Source organism: Xanthobacter sp. 91, from assembly GCF_000702385.1.
Taxonomy (GTDB): Bacteria; Pseudomonadota; Alphaproteobacteria; order Rhizobiales; family Xanthobacteraceae; genus Xanthobacter; species Xanthobacter aminoxidans.
The window spans coordinates 3735986-3754564 of sequence record NZ_JNIB01000001.1 but is presented as its reverse complement, the minus strand read 5'-3'; the positions used below and the strand labels follow the sequence as shown (position 1 = coordinate 3754564).

Annotated in this window: 17 protein-coding genes; 5 read left to right on the top strand and 12 right to left on the bottom strand. The window is 67.3% G+C overall.

Annotated features, from left to right (window positions below):
- Nucleotides 1-46: 46 nt before the first annotated feature.
- From A37E_RS0117575 to A37E_RS0117565, 3 genes are read right to left on the bottom strand one after another with little or no spacing between them, the layout of a single operon-like run.
- Complete coding sequence (locus A37E_RS0117575; RefSeq protein WP_029557812.1) at nt 47-1609, bottom strand: AMP-binding protein; 1563 nt, start codon at nt 1607-1609, stop codon at nt 47-49.
- 37 nt (nt 1610-1646) lie between these two features.
- Nucleotides 1647-3506, bottom strand: coding sequence for a TRAP transporter large permease subunit (locus A37E_RS0117570; protein WP_029557811.1), 1860 nt, complete (start codon nt 3504-3506; stop codon nt 1647-1649).
- 25 nt (nt 3507-3531) lie between these two features.
- Nucleotides 3532-4560 (bottom strand): TRAP transporter substrate-binding protein, encoded by a 1029-nt coding sequence (locus tag A37E_RS0117565; protein ID WP_029557810.1) that lies wholly within the window; start codon nt 4558-4560, stop codon nt 3532-3534.
- Nucleotides 4561-4700: 140 nt separating this feature from the next.
- Between A37E_RS0117565 and A37E_RS0117560 the strand changes: the two genes are divergently transcribed.
- The gene (locus A37E_RS0117560; RefSeq protein WP_029557809.1) at nt 4701-5429 is read left to right on the top strand and encodes a GntR family transcriptional regulator; all 729 of its coding nucleotides are present in this window, start codon (nt 4701-4703) and stop codon (nt 5427-5429) included.
- 66 nt (nt 5430-5495) lie between these two features.
- On the opposite strand, the gene A37E_RS0117555 is transcribed toward A37E_RS0117560, so the two are convergent.
- From A37E_RS0117555 to A37E_RS0117535, 5 genes are all read right to left on the bottom strand, one after another.
- Nucleotides 5496-6239, bottom strand: a complete 744-nt coding sequence (locus A37E_RS0117555) for an enoyl-CoA hydratase/isomerase family protein (RefSeq protein WP_038193311.1) — start codon at nt 6237-6239, stop codon at nt 5496-5498.
- Nucleotides 6206-7408, bottom strand: coding sequence for a CoA transferase (locus A37E_RS0117550; protein ID WP_029557807.1), 1203 nt, complete (start codon nt 7406-7408; stop codon nt 6206-6208). The genes A37E_RS0117555 and A37E_RS0117550 overlap by 34 nt, the downstream gene beginning before the upstream one ends.
- A complete protein-coding gene (locus tag A37E_RS0117545) occupies nt 7405-7920 on the bottom strand; it encodes a flavin reductase family protein (protein ID WP_051679136.1) in 516 nt (171 codons plus the stop codon). Before A37E_RS0117545 ends, A37E_RS0117550 begins: the two co-directional genes overlap by 4 nt.
- Nucleotides 7921-7949: 29 nt before the next feature.
- Nucleotides 7950-9113, bottom strand: a complete 1164-nt coding sequence (locus A37E_RS0117540; protein ID WP_029557805.1) for an LLM class flavin-dependent oxidoreductase — start codon at nt 9111-9113, stop codon at nt 7950-7952.
- Nucleotides 9114-9312: 199 nt separating this feature from the next.
- Complete coding sequence (locus A37E_RS0117535) at nt 9313-10719, bottom strand: MFS transporter (RefSeq protein ID WP_081837656.1); 1407 nt, start codon at nt 10717-10719, stop codon at nt 9313-9315.
- Between the two features lie 262 nt (nt 10720-10981).
- Here A37E_RS0117535 and A37E_RS0117530 point away from each other — a divergent pair, with 262 nt between their 5' ends.
- Both A37E_RS0117530 and rnk read left to right on the top strand, forming a co-directional pair.
- Complete coding sequence (locus tag A37E_RS0117530) at nt 10982-11884, top strand: LysR family transcriptional regulator (RefSeq protein WP_029557803.1); 903 nt, start codon at nt 10982-10984, stop codon at nt 11882-11884.
- A gap of 255 nt (nt 11885-12139) precedes the next feature.
- A complete protein-coding gene (gene rnk / locus A37E_RS0117525; RefSeq protein WP_051679135.1) occupies nt 12140-12556 on the top strand; it encodes a nucleoside diphosphate kinase regulator in 417 nt (138 codons plus the stop codon).
- 82 nt (nt 12557-12638) lie between these two features.
- Here rnk and A37E_RS25455 read toward each other — a convergent pair whose 3' ends face one another.
- Nucleotides 12639-13052, bottom strand: coding sequence for a hypothetical protein (locus A37E_RS25455; RefSeq protein ID WP_038193309.1), 414 nt, complete (start codon nt 13050-13052; stop codon nt 12639-12641).
- A gap of 267 nt (nt 13053-13319) precedes the next feature.
- Here A37E_RS25455 and A37E_RS0117515 point away from each other — a divergent pair, with 267 nt between their 5' ends.
- On the top strand, nt 13320-15137 hold the full coding sequence (locus tag A37E_RS0117515) for an amidohydrolase (protein ID WP_029557800.1): 1818 nt from the start codon (nt 13320-13322) through the stop codon (nt 15135-15137).
- A gap of 84 nt (nt 15138-15221) precedes the next feature.
- On the top strand, nt 15222-15524 hold the full coding sequence (locus tag A37E_RS0117510) for a hypothetical protein (protein WP_245279369.1): 303 nt from the start codon (nt 15222-15224) through the stop codon (nt 15522-15524).
- Between the two features lie 48 nt (nt 15525-15572).
- Here A37E_RS0117510 and A37E_RS0117505 read toward each other — a convergent pair whose 3' ends face one another.
- The 3 genes from A37E_RS0117505 to A37E_RS0117495 form a co-directional block, all read right to left on the bottom strand.
- Nucleotides 15573-16727: an FUSC family protein gene (locus A37E_RS0117505; protein ID WP_029557798.1), complete on the bottom strand. Its 1155-nt coding sequence runs from the start codon at nt 16725-16727 to the stop codon at nt 15573-15575.
- Nucleotides 16724-17197, bottom strand: a complete 474-nt coding sequence (locus A37E_RS0117500) for a MarR family transcriptional regulator (protein ID WP_029557797.1) — start codon at nt 17195-17197, stop codon at nt 16724-16726. The genes A37E_RS0117505 and A37E_RS0117500 overlap by 4 nt, the downstream gene beginning before the upstream one ends.
- A 153-nt stretch (nt 17198-17350) precedes the next feature.
- Nucleotides 17351-18373 (bottom strand): LLM class flavin-dependent oxidoreductase, encoded by a 1023-nt coding sequence (locus A37E_RS0117495; RefSeq protein WP_029557796.1) that lies wholly within the window; start codon nt 18371-18373, stop codon nt 17351-17353.
- Between the last annotated feature and the right edge of the window lie 206 nt (nt 18374-18579).

Below are 18579 nucleotides of genomic sequence, written 5' to 3'. Positions count from 1 at the left end.
CTGCGCAGCCGCGCGGCGCTGTTCTGATGCGGCGAACCTTGGAGGATCAGACCTTCTCGCGGGCGAAGCGGGTCTTCAGCTCGCGGTAGAGCACCTTGCCGGTGGCGTTGCGCGGAATGTCCTCATGGCGGACGAAATCGAAGGAGCGCGGGCGCTTGTAGCCGGCGAGCCCATCCTTCACCCATTCCGCGAGCGCCGCTTCGGAGAGCGAGGCGCCGTTCTCGGTGACGATGACGGCGTGGACGCGCTCGCCCCATTTGCCGTCCGGCACGCCGATGACCGCCACGTCGCGCACCTGCGGATGGGAGGCGAGCACCTGCTCCACCTCGGAGGGATAGACGTTCTCCCCGCCGGAGATGATCATGTTGCTCTTGCGGTCGACGAGATGGATGTATCCGTCCGTATCCCGCCGGGCCATGTCACCTACCGAGCAATAGTCGCCGCGGAAGGCCTCACGGGTCTTTTCCGGCAGCCGCCAGTAGCCATCGAAGGTGTAGGGCGTGCGCGAGAAGAGTTCGCCCACGCCGCCGTCCGGCACCTCGTTTCCGTCCTCGTCCAGGAGGCGGATCGGCGCCGAGCCGATGCACTCGCGCCCCACCGAGCCGAGCTTGGAGAACTGCTCGTGGGGGTGCAGGAAAGTCACCCAGCCGGTCTCTGTCGCGCCGTAGAGCTCGAACAGGCCGGAATTGGGGAACATCTCCATCACCGCGCGCTTGGTGTCCGGCCGTGCGGGGGCGGAGGACACCATGAGTTTGGTCACCGAGCCGAGGTCGTAGCGCGCCCGCTCGGCACCGGAGAGGCCGAGCATCAGCACGTAGTGGGTGGGCACCAGCGAGGTGAAGCTCGCGCCGCTTTCCGCCAAAGTGCGCACGCAATGCTCGGGATCGAAGTTCGCCCGCGAGTAGATGTTGATGGTGCCGCCGCAATAGGCGAAGGCGCCGAAGAAGTAGAGCGAATTGGCATGGCACATGGGCATCACCAGCAAGGCGCCGTCCTTACGGTGGATACCCAGCTCGATCTCAGTGGTGAGCGCGAGCAGCGCGCTGCCGCGATGGCTACGGATGGCCCCCTTCGGGTTGCCGGTGGTGCCGGACGTGTACATGAGCGTCCAGGGATCATGTTCCAGCACCACCTGCCCGGGCTCGCGCGCCGAGGCTGCAGCGAGCAGCGCCTCGTAATCGCGAAAGCCCGCGGGCGCCGGCCCGGAACCGAAATGGATGATGCGGTCGTCGCCGATGGGCAGGTCCGCGCGCACCTCTTCCACCACGCCCGCCAACGCATCTTGCACGATGAGGGCGGCGACGTCGGCATTCTCGGCGATGAAGCGCACTTCCCGTCCGGTGAGGCGGAAGTTGATGGGCACCGCCACCAGGCCGGCCTTGGCGGTGGCGGCGTAGATTTCCACCCACTCGATGCAATTGTAGGCGAGCACCGCGACACGGTCGCCCTTGACGAGGCCAAGCCCGAGCAGGGCATTGGCGAGGCGGCAGGCCCGCGCGTTCCACAGCGCGAAGCTCATCTCCCGCTCCAGGTCGCGGGCACCGATCCGCTCGGGAGACAGGCGCGCGTGGGCGGCGAGCATCTGCCCGAAATTCAGCACGTCAGTCATGATGCGATCTCCGAATGCGGCGCTCGGGGCCGCGCAATCAACGGATGAAGCCGGTCGAAATCCACGGCACGGCGGCAACGATGAGCGTGCCGATGAAGAGCGCCGCGATGTAGCCGATCATGGGCCGCATGCCCTCGTCCGGCCGGATGCGGCTGATGGCGGAGGCCGCGTAGTAGCCGACCCCGAACGGAGGGGCGAAGAGGCCGATGCCCATGGCGAGGATCACCACCATGGAATAGTGCACCTCGTTCACCCCGACCTGCCGGGCGATGGGAAACAGGAGCGGCCCGAAGAGCACGATGGCCGGGATGCCTTCCAGCAGGCTGCCGAGCACGATGAAGGCAACGAGAGACACCAGCATGAACCCCACGGCGCCGCCCGGCAGGCTCGTCATCATGTGCGCCAGCGCAGCGGAGAAGCCGGACTGGGTGAGCGCCCAGGCCATGCCCGTGGCAGCGCCGATGATGAGGAGGATCGCCCCCGAAAGTGCCGCCGTATCCACCAGCATGGGATAGAGCCGCCGCCAGTCGAACCGGCGATAGATGAGGAGCCCGGCCAGCACCGCATAGGCGATGCCGATGGTGGACACCTCGGTTGCGGTGGCCACACCCTCGATCACCGCGGCCCGGATGATGAACGGCAGCGCGATGGCCGGCAGCGCCACCACGAGGGCTTTCGCGACCTCGCCGAAGCTGGCCCGGCGCACGCCGGAGAGGTCATCCTTGCGGCTGCGCAGCCACACCACGCAGCACAGCAGCGCACCCACCACCAAAGCCGGCATGAGGCCGCCCGCGAACAGCGCCGCGATGGACACGCCGGTGACGGAGCCGATGGTGATCAGCACGAGGGAGGGCGGAATGGTCTCTGTCTGCGCACCGGTGGCGGCGAGCAGGGCGAGCAGCTCGCCGCGATCCGCCCCGCGCTTCTCCATCTCGGGCAGCAGCACCGGGGCGATGGCGGCCATGTCCGCGGCCTTGGAGCCGGAGATGCCGGAGACGAGATACATCGCCCCGACCAGCACATATTGCAGGCCGCCGCGCACGTGGCCGAGCAGGCTGGCAAGAAAGGCCAGCATGGCCCGCGCCATCCCGGTCATCTCGATGAGCACGCCGAGGAAGACGAACAGCGGCACCGAGAGCAGGACGAAGTGGCTCATGCCCTCGTCCATCCGTCCGATCACCACCGAGTGCGGCAGGCGGGTGGTGAGCGCGATGTAGCCGAAGGTGGCCGTGGCGAAGGCGAACGCGATGGGAATGCCGGCCAGAACCATCGCCCCCACCAGCCCCACGAAGAAGATGAGCAGGTTGAGGTTACCAAGCCCGGTGAAGGACGGGCGCAGGGCGGCGAAGACCGCCGCCGCCACCACCACGAGCGCCACGGCGGCGAGCGTCACCCGCCAGTCCGTCCGTTCGATGAGGCGCAGCACCGCGAGAACGAGCATGAGCGCGAAGCCCACCGGCAGCGCCGCCACGCGCCAGCCGGCGGATATGTCGAGGGCGGGGGTCGAGACGATGATCTCGTCCACCGCGAACTCGTAGGCCGCGCCGAGGGCGAGCGAGAGGAAGAGCAGCGGAACCGCGATGGCCAGAGCATCGAAGAAGCCGCGGTACGGCTGGCTGAGGCCGCCCACGAAGGCACTCATCCTCATGTGCTCGCCGCGCTCGAACGCGACCACGGCCCCGAGCATGGCGAGCCACAGAAACAGGATGCTCGCCAGCTCGTCCGACCAGATCAGCGGCGCGTGGAACACGTAGCGCGCCAGCACGCCGGCGAACAGCACGAGAATTTCGGCCACCACGAGAACCGCAACTGCGGCGCCCGTCACGTGGCGGATAACGGCGCCGATGCGCGCCGGAAGTCCGGCCGCCGCAATGGCCGGTGCGGGGGCGATGCCCATCTCGAGCTGCACGTCGGCCTCCCGTTCAACCGACGGGGCCGGCGAACTTCTGAAGCAGATTCCAGGCGTCGTCGCCGAACTTCGCACGGGCGTCCTTGTAGAAGGACGTCTTGGCCAGCGCCTGCTGGAAGACTTCGGCATTGGTGGTGTTGAAAACGAGGCCCTTCGCCTCGAGATCGGCCTGCAGCGTCTGGTTGGCCTTCACGATATCCGCCCGCTGCTTGATGGCGGCGGCATTGAAGTGCTTGGCCATCACCTGCTTCAGGTCATCCGGCACGCTCTTCCAGACCTTGCCGCTGGCGAGCAGCCAGAATCCGTCCCAGGCATGGTTGGTGAGCGAGCAATACTTCTGCACTTCGAAGAACTTGGCGGTGTAGATGAGCGCCAGCGGGTTTTCCTGCCCATCGGCGATCTTCGTCTGGAGCGCGGAATAGGCTTCGGCGAGCGGGATCGACACCGGCGATGCGCCGAAGGCCGAGAACATGGAAACCCACAGCGGAACCAGCGGCACGCGGATCTTGAATCCGGCGAGGTCGCCCGGCTCCCGGATCGGCCGGGTGGAGCTGGTGATCTGGCGGAAGCCGTTGTCCCACACCTTGTCGAAGCCGACGAGGTTGGCCTTCACGAGGTTGGACCGGATGAGGTCGCCCACCGCCCCGTCCATGGCCGCCCACACCTTGTCATAGCTGGTGAAGGCGAAGCCGACACCGGTGAGGGCCGTGATGGGCAGGATGGTGGAGAGCACCGTGCCCGGCATGGTCGCGAGCTCGAGGGCGCCTGAGCGCAGCTGGCTCATCATGTCCGGATCGCTGCCCAGCTGGTTGTTGGGGAACAGCGAGATGTCGAGCGCGCCATCGGTCTCCGCCGAGATGGCGGCGATGGCCTCGCGCAGGCGCACGTTCACGGAATGGCTGTCCGGCAGGTCGTTGCCGAACTTCAGCTTCAGCGGCTCGGGCTTGGCGAACACGGCAGGCGCCGCGAGCGAAACACCGCCCGCGGCAGCGCCGCAAGCGGCGGTGAACTGAAGGAACGAGCGTCGATTGAAGGTGGTCATCTGGCGTTTCTCCCAGGGCAGCGTGCCGGACTGAATGTCCAGTCTGAATTCGAATTCAGAATACGAATTCAGAAATCAAATGCAAGCCCTATCCAGAATCCGCCCGTAAGGGGTATATTCGTCGCGTGAAGAGGGGACCGATGCGCGCGCTTGCCAGCCAGCCCAGCCTTGTCGACCAGGTGGTTGAGGCCATAACCGCGGAGATCGTCCGGGGTGATCTTCCGTCCAACTCACGCCTGATCCAGGACGAGTTGGCGCGCGCCTATGGCGTGTCGCGCCAGCCGGTCCAGCAGGCGCTGCTTCTGTTGCGCAGTCGTGGACTGGTGAAGGAGGCGGAAGGCAGGGGCCTGATCGTCGCGCCGCTCGACGTGGACTTCATCCGCAACCTCTACCAGATCCGCGCGGCCATCGAAGGGCTTGCGGCCAACCTCGCCGCGCGCAACGGCAGCGCGCGGGCGAAGGCGGAAGGCGGGCGCTATATCGAGCTGGGGCTGGAGGCGGTGAAGAGCGGCTCGCTCGACAGGCAGATCGAGGCGGACGTCGCCTTCCATGCCTTTCTCGGCGACATCTCCGGAAATCCGCTCCTCAACGAGACGACGGTGCCGCATTGGCCCGCGCTCCGCCGCGTGATGGGCGAAGTTCTGAGAGAAGACGTGGGAATGCCCAGTAACATCTGGGATGAGCACTCCGCGATCATGGCCGCGGTCGTCGCGGGCGACGGGGAGACGGCCGAGCGGCTCGGCCGCGAACACATCCTGCGTGCGGCGGACGTCTTCGTCGCGCGGCTGAAAGCCCAGCAGAAGCTGCAGAGCCGCGCCTCGACCAGCCGTCGCATCCGGCTCAGTCCGCGCGCGGTGGCGGCGGACTGAGCCGTCCCCGCAAGGAAGGTCCAGCGTCAGGCCTGGCCTTCGGCGTGCCCACCGGCGCAGGTGCGCTCAGCGCGTCTTGCCCGCGAGATAGGACGCAATTCGCGCCCTCAGCCCCGGCGCGGCCAGCGAGCGGACGAGATCGGCGAGGTCGGCGTCGTTCGTGTCGTGTCCGGTCAGCCCCAGGATGCGGGCGGTCGCCGGCGGCGTCAGTCCACTCTGCGCGGCGACGAGACGTTCGGCGCTCGGCAGCAGATCGTCCTCTTCGACGAGGTGCGTGAGAAGGCCAATGGCAAGGGCCTCCTCGGCACCGACAGTGGCGTCCGCCAACAGGATGGCACGGGCGCGATCCGTGCCGACGATGGCCGCGAGCCGCCGCGTGCCCAGAGCGACGCCGAAGCGGAATCCGGGAAAGCGGAAGCGCGCCCGCCGGGTGCCGATCCGGTAGGTGCACGCCACGGCGAGATCCGCGCCCGCCCCGATGGCCGCCCCTCCAATGAGGGCGAAGGACGGCACGGATGCCCGGCTCACGGACTGCAGCAACATTTCGAGCCGCACGAAGCGCAGCAGCAGGTCGCCTTCGCTCTGCTGCTCGAAGCCGCCAAGGTCGAAGCCGCCGCAAAACACCCGGCCACCCGCCAGCGCGAACGGCCGCCCTTCCTCCGCTGCTTGCTGGACGAACGCGCCCAGCCCGGCGACCAGCGCCGGATCGAGGGCATTGGCCTGCTCGGGACGCGCCAGCGTGGCGATCCTGAGCACCCCGGCCTCGCTGAAGCCGATCACTGCGCTGCTTTCAGGGGTGGCGCGGTCCATTCCTCGAACACCTCGTCATTGTGCTCGCCGAGCAGGGGCGGTCGCCGGCTGATCTCGAATGTGAAGTCCGACAGGCCGACAGGAAAGCTCACCGTGTCCGCCACCGCGCCATTGGGCATGGTGATGGGCAGCACCCAGCCCCTGTCCTGCACATGCGGATCGGACAGGATTTCGGCGAAGTCGTTGATGGGCGCGCAGGGGACCCCCAGCCCATCGAACGCAGCCAGCCAGTCCGCCGCTGGCCGGGTGGCGAAGATGGGCTGGAGGATCGCCGCCAGTTCCTGCTGGTTGCGCGCCCGCAGGGACTGGGTGGCGAAGCGGGGGTCGTCGGCGAGGTCGGGCCGGCCGACGATATCGCAGGTGTCGCGCCAGAGCTTGTCGTTGCCGGCGGCGATGGTGAAGGGCTTGTCCGCCGCATCGAACCCGGCATAGGGCGCATTGCGCGGGTGGGCCGAGCCGAGCCGCCGGGGCGGCGTGCCGGTGCCGAAATATTCGCTCGTCTGCAGCGCGGATATGCCCAGCAGCGCCCCGAGGATGGAGCAATCCACATAGGCGCCCTGCCCTGTCTCGCGCGCCCGCATCACCGCGGCGAGCGTGACGAAGGCGGCATAGAGGCCGGTGGCGAAATCTCCCACCGGAACGCCGCACTTCACCGGCGGGCCGTCCGGCTCGCCGGTCACGCTCATCACGCCGCTCATGGCCTGCACGGTGACGTCGAAAGCGCCCTTCTGGGCATAGGGGCCGGACTGGCCGTAGCCGGTGATGGAGCAATAGACCAGGCGCGGATTGCGCGCCTGGAGCTGCTGATAGCCGAGCCCGGCCCGGATGAGCGCACCGGGGCGGAAGTTCTCGATGAACACGTCGGCGGATTCGATCAGCGTAAGCAGCCGCTCGCGGTCCGCCGGCGACTTGATGTCGAGGGCGATGGAGCGCTTGTTGCGGTTGAGCGAGGTGAAGTTGCCGCTGAACACCCCCTCCCCTGCCTCCGGTCCGTCATGGAGCGGCGGCCAGCCGCGCATGCCGTCGCCGCCATCGGGACGTTCCACCTTCACCACGTCCGCGCCGAGATCGGCGAGAAGGCTGCCGGTGAAGGGGCCGGCCGCGATCTGCGCGAATTCCAGGACGCGCACGCCGGCCAGCGGCTTTGGGGTGCTGGATGGCGCGCTCATGCCACCTTCCTCTCGGCTTCGAGGGCCGTGTAGCCGCCCCGGTGATAGAGCAGCGGCTCGCCCCCGAACACGTGGGTGCGCTGCACCTCGCCGATGACAATCATGTGGTCGCCGATGGTGCAGATTTCCGACAGCCGGCATTCCGCGGCCGCCAGCACGCCACGGAGGAGCGGGCTCCCGCTCTCGCCGACGATGTGCTCCACGCCCGCGAACTTGTCCTCCTGCTTGGAGGCGAAGACGCGGGAAATCTCGGACTGGCTCCGATCGAGGAAATGCACCGCGAAGTGGCCGCTTTCCTTGAGCGCCTTGAGCGTGTTCGAGCGGTGATCGAGACAGACCAGATAGAGCGGCGGATCGAGCGACAGGGACGTCACCGCATTGAGCGTGAGGCCGTGCAGAGCGCCGTCGGGATGGGCGGTGGTGACCACCGCCACGCCGGTCGCGAAATGCCCGGCGAAGGCCCGCAATTCGGTGGCGGAGACGGCTGAGGGGGCAGACGTGGTTTCGGACATGGCTGTGTAGCCTCTGGAAAGAAGGAAAGTCAGGCTGCGGTGGCGAGGGGCTGGTCGAGGCGCAGGCCCGCTTCGTGCATGATTGGCAGCACCCGCTCGCCGAAGAACTTCAGGTCGGGCAGGAAGTCGTAGAAGTTCACCTGCACGCCGTCGCAGCCGGCGGCCTTGAGGCGCTGGAAACCCTCCACAACCTGGGTCGGGGTGCCGACGATGTGGACGTTGCCGCCGATGGTCCATTCCTCGCGCGTCGCCGCCTTCCAGGAGGATTGGTCGCCGCCGGTGAAGGTGCGGTAGAAGTTCTCGGCTGCCACCGGATCCTGATGGCGCAGGATGGCGTCGTATTGCGCCCAGGCCTCCGCCTCCGTCTCGCGGCAGATGACGTGCGGATTGATGAGGGTGCGCACATCCCGCCCCTGCGCCGCCGCCGCCTGCTTGATCCGCGCCGTGTGGGGCGGGAGCGCGGCGCACGCGCGGTCGAGGTTAGCGCCGGCAGGGCTGGTGACGAAGATCAAGTCTGAGTGCTTCACCGCATAGTCGAGCCCCGCGCCGGACGACGAGGCATTGACCAGAACGCATTTTCCGCCCGCGGGCTTCGGCGCGATGAAGGCCTCCTTCATCTTCCAGAAGCGGCCATCGACGGTGATGTTCTCATCCTCCGACCACAGGCGCTTCATCATGGTCACGAACTCATCGGCCATCACATAGCGGTGGTCATGCTCGATCTGCTCCAGACCGAACATCTCGAACTCGCTCCTCTTGTAGCCGGTGACCATGTTGAGGCCCCAGCGCCCGCCGCTCATCTCCGAGATGGTAGCGCCGAATTTGGCGAGATGCAGCGGATGCCAGCCGTAGAGGATATGCACGGTGGACACGAGCAGGATGCGCCGGGTGATCCCTGCGAGGCCGGCGGTCACGAGCAGCGGGTCAGTCGCCATCTCGCGGAACTTCATCTCTCCGCCATAGCCGCCCTTGCCCATCCACTGCGCCAGCCCGAACACAAGGTCGAAGCCCAGCTCTTCCGCCATCACGGTGCAGCGGGCATTGTAATCAAAAGTCCAAGACGTATCCCGCGGAGCTGTCGAGGGACTCCAGGCGCCGGACTGGATGGGCAGGAACAATCCCAGCATCAACGGATTGGCCTTGGCTTGTTCCAGCGGAGAGAGCGCCGGCTTTTGCCCTGAAATCTTGACCATGACTTTCCTCCCGTTTCGGGTCCCGCCAGATCCGGGATCAGGCCCCGCAACGAGCCCCTCCTCTTCTTGTCTGGCATCAGAATTATGGAGATTGTATTTGAACGGAAAAAGCGATTGTTTTCGATCTATTTCGATCGTGAATTTCGATGCTTCGGCGCGGGAGTGAACGACACGATCGCCCTCCCGCGCCGCACTCGGCCTATTCGCTCGGTGACGAGGCGGCCCGGGGCGCCATCGGGGCTGCGCCCGGATGGACGGCCACGGTCGCTTCATCGCGCACCCAGCCGGCATTGCTGGTGTAGTCGTCGTGCGACCTGTCACGCAGGAAGAGGGTCGAGACGAAGCTGATCGCGGCGATGAAGGCGATGTAGGCGCTGATCGCCGCCGACGTGCCGTAGGTATGCAGCAGGAAGGCTGCGATGATCGGCGCCGGGCCGCCCGAGGTGATGGAGGCGAGCTGGTAGCCGATCGAGGAGCCGGAATACCTCACGCTTGGCGGGAAGCTCTCGGCGATGAACGCCGCCTGCGGCGCGTACTGCATGTCGTGGATGGGCAGCGACACCAGGATGGCGAGGACGATGAGGGCAGGAACCCCGGTATCGAGCAGCCAGAAATAGGGGAAGGCGAACGCCATCATGGTGAAGGCGCCGATCAGGTACATCCGCTTGCGGCCGATGCGATCCGACAGGTAGCCGAAGAACGGGGTGGTGAAGAGCGAAAGTGTCGCCGCCACCAGCACGCAGTTGAACAGGAACGACTTCTGCAAGCCGAGCTGCGAGGTCCCGTACGACAGGAGGAACGTCGTGAAGATCACGAACGGCGCCTGCTGTCCCGTCCGCATCAGGCAGGTGAGGAGGATTTCCTTCCAGAACCCGCGCACCGCCTCGATCACCGGAGCCTGGGCGATCTCCTTCTTCTCCTGCATGCGCTGGAACACCGGTGTTTCAAGAACCCCGAGCCGGATGTACAGGCCGACCACGATCAGAAGGGCGCTGACCAGGAAGGGAATGCGCCAGCCGATGGTTTCGAACCACTCGGTGGTTCCGAACTGCAGGGTCAGTGTCAGCATGCCCACGGCGAGGAGCATCCCGAGGGGCGAACCGAACTGCGGCCAACTGGCTGCGAGACCACGGCTCTTGTTGAACTTGGACCACTCGGTCGCGACGGCGATTGCACCGCCCCATTCGCCACCGACGCCGATGCCCTGCAGGACGCGCAGAACGGTAAGGGCGACCGCACCCCAGATGCCGATGTGCTCGTAGGTCGGCACCAGGCCGATGAAGACGGTGCTGATGCCCATGAGCATGAGCGTCGCCACCAATGTGCCCTTGCGGCCGATGCGATCCCCGAAATGGCCGAAGATGATCGCGCCTACGGGCCGCGCGACGAAGCCCAGGAAGAAGGTCGAGAACGCCAGCAGCGTCGCGGCGTAAGGGTCCTGCGACGGGAAGTAGAGCTTGCCGAAGACGATCGCGGCGACGAGGCCGTACAGATAGAAATCGTACCACTCGATCATGGTGCCGACGGTCGAGGCCAGCACGGCGCGTTTCGCATGGCGTGACAGATCGGCGTCGCTCATGGGCGACGTCTGCGGGTTCGGGGCCATTTATTCCTCCCAGACGCTTCCGTGACGGAGCGCATTTTTTCTGCTTGTCCCGCCCGGACGCGCGCTGCGAGCCCGCCGGGCGATCCGGCATGTGCGCCGGGCCTGGCGGACTCTTGCAGACGGCTTCGCCTGCACGGGGCTGTGTTTCGGCAAGGAGTCTCCCCCCAGCCGATATCAGCGTACCCATGTGGGTTAAGCGCAAAAAGCGATTGTTTTCGATTGAGATGCGACGGAATAATCGATCGGCGGGAGGAAAACAAAAATGAATTTCCGGCAATTACAAACCTTTCTGGAGATCATCCGCCTCGGAAGCTTCGCAGCTGCAGCAAACAATCTGAATGCAACGCAATCGACCGTCTCGGCCCGCATCCAGGAACTTGAGGGCGAGCTCGGCGTCGCCCTGTTCGACCGCAGCCAGAGGAAGATCGCGGTGACCTCGAAAGGGCGCGAGCTCATCAGCTACGCCGAGCGCGCCCTGGAGCTGCACGACGAAATCCTCCACAACATCACCCCGCGCCAGATGCTCTCCGGCATCGTGCGCGTCGGTGTCGCGGAACTGGTGGCGATGACCTGGCTTCCCGCGTTCGTCGCCACCGTGCACGCGCGCTACCCCCACATCTCGCTGGAGCTGGACATTTCCCTCACCGCGCCGCTGCGCGCACGCATGCTCGCCGGAGACCTGGATGTGGTCCTGCTGCCGGGCGAGATCGCAGACCCCGCGCTGGTGGTCCATCCGCTCGGCCTGGTGACGTTCCGGTGGATGGCCGGCGCCGGCATGGATCTGCCGGACCATGTTCTGTCTGCCCAGGACCTGACGCGCCTGAGGGTCCTGTCCCTCGGCGAGAACTCGGTGCACTACAGCACGATCCTGTCGCTGCTGGGCAGCGGCGGCTCGGCTCAGCGCCCCGATCTGTGCAACAGCATGACGGTGATCGCCACGCTCATGATCGCCAATACCGGCATCAGCGTGCTGCCGCCCGCCTGCTACGGAGACGACATCGCCGCCGGCCGGCTGCGCGTGCTGCGGACGACGTGTGATCCCGCCCCGGTTCCCTTCGTGGCGGCGTACCGGAAGCGGCGTCTGTCCGGCCTCCACGACCTGATCGCCGCCACGGCGGCCGAGGTCAGCACCTTCGCGACAGCCGAGGACTGCGCCTCCGGCTGACTTGACATAACGCAAGGTCAGAGGCCTCATGGACTCATGAGCGGTTTGCGATATCACCACTGCCGTCCCTGCCCCATCGCAGGACAGTAGCCCCGCGTCCGGCGTTTGCGCCCCGGATGCCGGGGTGATGCGACGTCGTGCCCGTATCGCGCGCGGCGACCAGCGATAGCGCAGACCAACCCCAATCCCGTCTTGAGCCGGCAGCCGCTGCACCGACAGCGGCGCCGGTGCGCGCCTGTGTGAAAGTCCATTCCAATGACCATGAAGTCCCGTCGCGAGCGCCTGCCGGCGCTCGTCCTCAACCGCGCAGATCACGAGCGCCTCACCAGCCTGGCCACCGCCGCCCTAGACAGGATTCCTGATGTGGCGGAGGAGTTGCTGTCCGAGCTGGATCGGGCGCGGCTGGTGTCACCGGACCGCGCACCGCCAAACTCGGTGCAGATGGGCACCACCGTCACCTACCGGTCGGCGGACAGCACACGCACGGTCCGGCTCGTCTATCCCGAAGACGCGGATATCGCGGACGGCAAGGTGTCCGTCATGACCCCCATCGGCGCCGCGCTGATCGGGCTGTCCGAAAACCAGTCCATTTCCTGGACCGCCCGGGACGGACGGCGCCACAAGCTGGAAATCGTCGCCGTCGTGCCCGCCACGGCACAGGTTCCGGGCTGATCTTCCCGAGCCGCCGGCAACCGGCCGGGTGATACGGCGGCTCCGGCACGGCTCCGGCCCACACCAGCGCCGTGCCGTCGCGTCACGCGTTCACGTCGAACGCCGGCACCAGCCGCAGCGCGGCGCTTGCGCCGCCGCGCGGGGGCGAGCCGCCCCTCGTCCTCCACCGCCCTTTCCGCCACGGCGGAAAGAACGGCCGCTGGCGCCGCTCCATGGCGGTCCAGCCGTCGGGCTGGTCGAGCACCGACGGTTCGGCGGGAAGCGCCGCCAGGGCCGCGAGAATGTCGTCGACGGGAACGACCGCGCCACTGTCGAGGCGCCGCAAGGCCGGCGCATTCTCGACCGCATGGCGATCCGACGCCCAGGACGACAGCAGCTCCCGCTTCTCCTCGGCACTCATGGACGGGTGATCGAGCACCTGGTCCGGATGGACCAGAGCAGCCTTTGATTGAAGGGACGGCGGCGCCTGCGGCCGCTCGCCTCGCGTGGTTCTCATAGCCACATCCTCCTTCGAGCAACATGGGTACAAGCACCTCGCACGCAGGGTGCGATGCCTCTGCCGGCCAGGGGCCGGCAGACTTGATTTGGGTGCGCCCGCGCGCGCGTCAAGACACCGGCCCCGCTCTGCTGGGAGCCGTCTCAATTCACGAAAAGAAGTCGCTTTTACCGTCACGAGATCGCGTTACCCTATGGAAGGCGAGTGATTTGCAGACGCTCCATGCCCGCGCAAATCAGCATTTCGCCGCGTATGGGAGGGGACGGCATGTGCATCGCGTGTGAATGGGCACCCTATTTCGAGGCGTTCGGCCGGGCGAGTGGCCTGAACCGCCGGTCGGTCCTCGGCGCCGGCATGGCGATGACGGCAGCGGCAGCCATGGCGCCCGTCTTCCGCGCGACCGAGGTGAAGGCACAGGATGCCCGCGCCGCCACGAGCGGCCCGGCCGATTTCGTGTTCCACAACGGGCTGGTCTACACCGTCTCCGCTGCCCAGCCCTGGGCGAAGGCGGTCGCGGTGCGCGGCAAGACCATCATCCATGTGGGCGACGAGGCCGGAGCCATGGCACTCGCCGGCCCGAAGACGCAGGTGATCGACCTCAAGGGCCGGCTGCTCATGCCGGGCTTCGTGGAGGGGCACACCCATCCCCTGCTGGGCGCCTTCCTCTCCTCCGGCATCGACCTCCAGCTGCCGACCATGAAGGACGCCCTCGCCGCCATCGCGCAATATGCCAAGGAGAACCCCACCGGCCCCATTCGCGGCTTCGGCTGGCGCGTGGACATGTTCCCGCCGGAAGGTCCGACCCGCGCCGACCTCGACCGCATCCTGCCCGACCGGCCGGCCTTCTTCTTCGCCATCGACGGCCACAGCCTGTGGGTGAATTCCAAGGCGCTGGAGATGGCCGGCGTGACCCGCGATACGCCGGACCCCATCCCGCGCTTCAGCTATTACGCCCGCGACGAGAAGGGCGAGCCCACCGGCTATGTCCTCGAAGTCAACGCCGTGCTCGCCCTCGTCAATGCGGTGGAGCCGATCACCGCCGCCAACCTGGGCAAGCTGCTGGATGGCTGGCTGCCCAAGGCCGCAGCGGCCGGCATCACCACGCTGTTCGACGCCGGCGTGCCGCCCATCGGCTCGGATCAGGCCGCCGTCATCAACATTTATGTGGACGCGGAGAAGCGCGATGCCCTGCCGTTCCGGGTGTCGGCCTCCTATTCGGTGAAGAGCCCGCCCATCGACAACGTGGTCGAACAATTCAGGGACGTCCGCGGCCGGGTGTCGAGCGAGCTGGTGCACGTGGACGTCGTGAAGATCATCGGCGACGGCTCGCAGGGCGGGTACACCGCGTGGCTGATCGAGCCCTATGCGGACATGCCCAATTCCATCGGCGCCTCGCCCTTCACCGAGGCCCAGTGGCACCAGCTCGTCGGGGCGGTGGACGCGGCCGGCTACGACGTCCACGTCCATGCCTGCGGCGAGCGTACGGCCCGTGTGGCGCTGGATGCCATGGAGAAGGCCATCGCCACCAATCCCAAGCGCGACCGCCGCAATGCCATCGCCCATCTCGTCTATGTGGAGGACAGCGACGCCCCGCGCTTCGCCAAGATGAACGTGACGGCGCAGTTCTCCGCCAACTGGTCGTCGGCTGATCCGGACACGACGATCAACATGCTGGCCCGCTACGGGCAGCCCCGCGCCAGCAAGATGTACCGCACCAAGACCATCCTCCGGGAGGGCGGCCGTGTGTCGCTCGGCACCGACTGGCCGGCGGCGGGCTATTTCTCCACCTACAAGCCGCTCGATTCCATCGAGGTGGGCGTGACCCGCCGGTTGATCGGAAAGCCGGACGCCGCCGTGCTCGCGCCGGCCGACGAGCGGCTGACGGTGGCCGAGGCGATCCACGCCAACACGATGGGCGCCGCCTACCAGCTCCGCATGGACGACAGGATCGGATCGCTGGAGGTGGGCAAGTTCGCCGACCTCATCGTCCTCGACCGCAACATCCTCGAGGGCGATCCCCGCGACATCCACAAGGCCAAGGTCGAGCTGACCATGATGAATGGTAAGATCCGCCACAAGGCCTGATTGCGCGCGATCCGGGCGGCGGGATGCCCGCCGCCCCAAGGACCAGGAACGGTGGATCTCATGAAACGGCCTATGGGATTGCTGATGCTCCTCGCGGCGCTGGGCGGCGTTTCCGCCCAGGCTCAGCCGGTGCCCGAAATCTGCTCCAAGAAGCGATCCTGCTTCATGACCTTCGACGGTCCAGACCGCGGCTTCTGCCAGGCGTATGTCGAGGGAAAATCATGCTTCATGTCGTTCAACGACGCTTCCGATCGCGGCTGGTGCCAGCACCTGCGCGAGGGCAAGTCGTGCTTCATGGCGCTTGATGGTGATGCCCGGCGCGCCTGCGAGGCCGGTCGCATCCCGCGCGAGCACCGCCACTGGATGCGGCTCTGCAGCGACTGGTAGGCCGGCGCGGCGGGTGAAGCGCGCAAACGCTTCACCCGTTCCCGAGCCCTAGCGGCTCCGGCGATCCGCGCGCGCCGCATGGTGGTGGGCGAGATAGATCCGGTCGTCCACCGTCGAGCAGACCACCGCCAGCACGATGCCGATGATGGCGCCGACCAGCGTGTCGAACACCCGTTCCGGCGCCATGGCCGTCCCCGCGGCGCCGGGGGCCGCGAGGTAGCTCATCAACAGAGCCATGGGCGTGACCAGGATCTGCCCGAGGGCGTAGTTCGCGCCGATGATCATCTCGGTGGCGAACTGAAGGAAAATGAGCAGAGCGACCACGCTCCACACCGATGGCTCCTGCGAGAGGATGAGCCAGACAAGGCCCGCGCCGACCACCGTCCCGGACATGCGCTGCATGGCGCGGCTCATGCTGATGTGCAGGTGCGTCCCCTGCATCACCGCGACCGTGCCCATGGCCGCCCAGCCGGGATGCGCCGCGCCGGCGGCATAGGCGGCAAACGCCGCGATCGCAGAGCCGAGGGTGATGCGCGCCGCCGCGACGAGGCGGTGGTCCAGGGGCCGAACCGGCTCCACCGGAAAGGGGGCCTCGGGCGTTTCCTGCTGGCGGAAGGTTTCCGTTCCCACACAGATCAGCCACGTCAGTCCCGCCGCCAGCGCCGTCGCGGTCGCGCGCTCGACCACCTCCTGCCAGGACGACACATGGCCCATGGCGGCGCCGGCGGCGAACACGAAGATGAGCGCGCCCGGCGGGCCATACTGCCCGGTGTTGGCGACGAAGAAGAACAAGCCGCAGGCGAGCGCCAGGAGGGCCAGCTGGAGGAGATAGGGCGCGCCCAGCCAAGCCGCTGTCGACATGGCGAGCACAGCCAAGGTCAGCCACATGGCGCAGATGAGGACGATGCGGCCACGCCCCGCCTGCGGAGCGAAGCGGCCGAACAGGGCTGCGAGGGTTCCCAGCGAGGCGAAGCCCACAAGGTGCGGCCAGGGCGAGACGAGGGCCAGAGGCAGGGCGATCGCCGCCGCGAGCGACGCCTGCAGGCCGGCCAGCACGGCGTTGCGCTGCCACGGCTGCGCTGCAAGGGCCCAGCTCTCGCGGATCTGATGCGGCTTGAGCAGATGGCGCGCGGCGTCGAGGCGACGGGTCGCGAGGGTAGCTGAATCGGCAGATGCCGCGTGCGGCGGTTCGGACAGGCTCATGGGGCGGTCTTTTCCCGGCGCGGGACCTGAAGGCTTTGCAACCGCTGCTCGATCCGCTCGAAATGCGCGAGCATGGTCGCGACATCGGCGTCCGAAAGGTCCGCCAGCATCTCCGCCTCCCCCTTGGACAGCTCGCGCCGGATCTCGGCGACCCGCGCCCTGCCCGCTTCGGTGAGGTGGACCAGCCGGGCGCGTCCATCGGAGGCGTCAACCCGCCGTTCCACGAGCCCCTGCCGGCTCAGGATATCGAGCAGGCGCACGAGGCTCGACCCGTCGATGCCCACCAGCGCGGCGAGTTCCTTCTGGGTGATGCCGCCGCCGGATTCCTGGAGATGGACCAGCGGCACCCATGTGGCGTCCGACAGCCCCGCCTCGGCGAGGCGGGCGTCCAGCGCCCGCCGCCAGCGACGGGCAAGCAGCGCGAAGCGCACGCCGAAGCGGGCGCGGGGAGAGGCGGGATCGAGCGTCATGGGGGCATGAAAAGCAGAATATAATTTGCATTGCAATGCAAATTATATGGGTACTCCGCCATCCGGTTTGTCGTCCCCGCCGCGGAAGGCCTCTTCAGCGCATCCGGCGGGGAGCTTCGGGGGCGCTCCCCGGAGGTAGCGCCCCTCTTGCTCTCAGCGCCAGCCCATGGCCGGCGCGACGTGGGTCAGGATCGCCTCGATGACGTGGGCGTTGTAGTCGACGCCCAGCTGGTTCGGCACGGTGAGGAGCAGCGTGTCGGCCTCGGCGATGGCTTCGTCCTCGGCAAGCTGCTTGATGAGCGCGTCCGGCTCGGCGGCGTAGCTGCGGCCGAAGATGGCGCGGGTCTTCTCATCGATGAAGCCGATGGAATCCTCCTCCTTGCCGCCCCCGCCGAAATAGGCGCGGTCGCGGTCGTCCACGAGGGCGAAGATGGAGCGGCTCACCGAGACGCGTGGCGTCCGGGTGTGGCCGGCCTCGGCCCAGGCGGCGCGGTAGGCGCGGATCTGCGCGGCCTGCTGCACGTGGAAGGGCTCGCCCGTCTCGTCATCCTTCAGGGTGGAGCTTTGGAGGTTCAGCCCGAGCTTGGCCGCCCACACGGCGGTGGCGTTGGAGGTGGCGCCCCACCAGATGCGCTCGCGCAGGCCCTCGGAGTGCGGCTCCAGCCGCAGCATACCGGGCGGGTTGGGGAACATGGGCCGGGGATTGGGTTGGGCGAAGCCCTCGCCCTTCAGCACCTCGAGGAACACCTCGGCATGACGGCGGGCCATGTCGGCGGCGGTCTGGCCTTCCGGCGGGCCGTAGCCGAAATAGCGCCAGCCATCGATCACCTGCTCCGGCGATCCCCGGCTGATGCCAAGCTGCAGCCGTCCGCCGGCGATGAGATCGGCCGCGCCGGCATCCTCCGCCATGTAGAGCGGGTTCTCGTAGCGCATGTCGATGACGGCGGTGCCGATCTCGATGCGCTTGGTGCGCGCGCCTACTGCCGCCAGAAGCGGGAACGGAGCCGCAAGCTGGCGGGCAAAGTGGTGGACGCGGAAATAGGCGCCGTCCGCGCCCAGCTCCTCCGCCGCCACGGCAAGGTCGATGGATTGCAGCAGCGCATCCGCCGCCGAGCGGGTCTGCGACTGGGACGAGGGCGTCCAGTGGCCGAACGAGAGAAAGCCGATCTTCTTCAAGGCAGACACTTCTGGGCTGTGAAAATCTGGTGCCAACCTAGCCCGCTCCGCCGGCCCGCGCATCTTTCGTGTCCGCAAGCTGGCTTTGCACGAGAACCGGCCGCACGAGGAGATGTGTTCCCGCACGGGCACCGGATCGGTTGAATTTGCGGCCTTTGATCCCTATTCGTCACCCATGGACACACAGGTCTGCCCCACGACACCTT

Bases quoted from the DNA above. Each gene is read 5' to 3' on its own strand.
- A37E_RS0117575 (WP_029557812.1), bottom strand. From the start codon at position 1,609: ATGACTGACGTGCTGAATTTCGGGCAGATGCTCGCCGCCCACGCGCGC.
- A37E_RS0117570 (WP_029557811.1), bottom strand. From the start codon at position 3,506: ATGGGCATCGCCCCCGCACCGGCCATTGCGGCGGCCGGACTTCCGGCG.
- A37E_RS0117565 (WP_029557810.1), bottom strand. From the start codon at position 4,560: ATGACCACCTTCAATCGACGCTCGTTCCTTCAGTTCACCGCCGCTTGC.
- A37E_RS0117560 (WP_029557809.1), top strand. From the start codon at position 4,701: ATGCGCGCGCTTGCCAGCCAGCCCAGCCTTGTCGACCAGGTGGTTGAG.
- A37E_RS0117555 (WP_038193311.1), bottom strand. From the start codon at position 6,239: ATGGACCGCGCCACCCCTGAAAGCAGCGCAGTGATCGGCTTCAGCGAG.
- A37E_RS0117550 (WP_029557807.1), bottom strand. From the start codon at position 7,408: ATGAGCGCGCCATCCAGCACCCCAAAGCCGCTGGCCGGCGTGCGCGTC.
- A37E_RS0117545 (WP_051679136.1), bottom strand. From the start codon at position 7,920: ATGTCCGAAACCACGTCTGCCCCCTCAGCCGTCTCCGCCACCGAATTG.
- A37E_RS0117540 (WP_029557805.1), bottom strand. From the start codon at position 9,113: ATGGTCAAGATTTCAGGGCAAAAGCCGGCGCTCTCTCCGCTGGAACAA.
- A37E_RS0117535 (WP_081837656.1), bottom strand. From the start codon at position 10,719: ATGGCCCCGAACCCGCAGACGTCGCCCATGAGCGACGCCGATCTGTCA.
- A37E_RS0117530 (WP_029557803.1), top strand. From the start codon at position 10,982: ATGAATTTCCGGCAATTACAAACCTTTCTGGAGATCATCCGCCTCGGA.
- rnk (WP_051679135.1), top strand. From the start codon at position 12,140: ATGACCATGAAGTCCCGTCGCGAGCGCCTGCCGGCGCTCGTCCTCAAC.
- A37E_RS25455 (WP_038193309.1), bottom strand. From the start codon at position 13,052: ATGAGAACCACGCGAGGCGAGCGGCCGCAGGCGCCGCCGTCCCTTCAA.
- A37E_RS0117515 (WP_029557800.1), top strand. From the start codon at position 13,320: ATGTGCATCGCGTGTGAATGGGCACCCTATTTCGAGGCGTTCGGCCGG.
- A37E_RS0117510 (WP_245279369.1), top strand. From the start codon at position 15,222: ATGCTCCTCGCGGCGCTGGGCGGCGTTTCCGCCCAGGCTCAGCCGGTG.
- A37E_RS0117505 (WP_029557798.1), bottom strand. From the start codon at position 16,727: ATGAGCCTGTCCGAACCGCCGCACGCGGCATCTGCCGATTCAGCTACC.
- A37E_RS0117500 (WP_029557797.1), bottom strand. From the start codon at position 17,197: ATGACGCTCGATCCCGCCTCTCCCCGCGCCCGCTTCGGCGTGCGCTTC.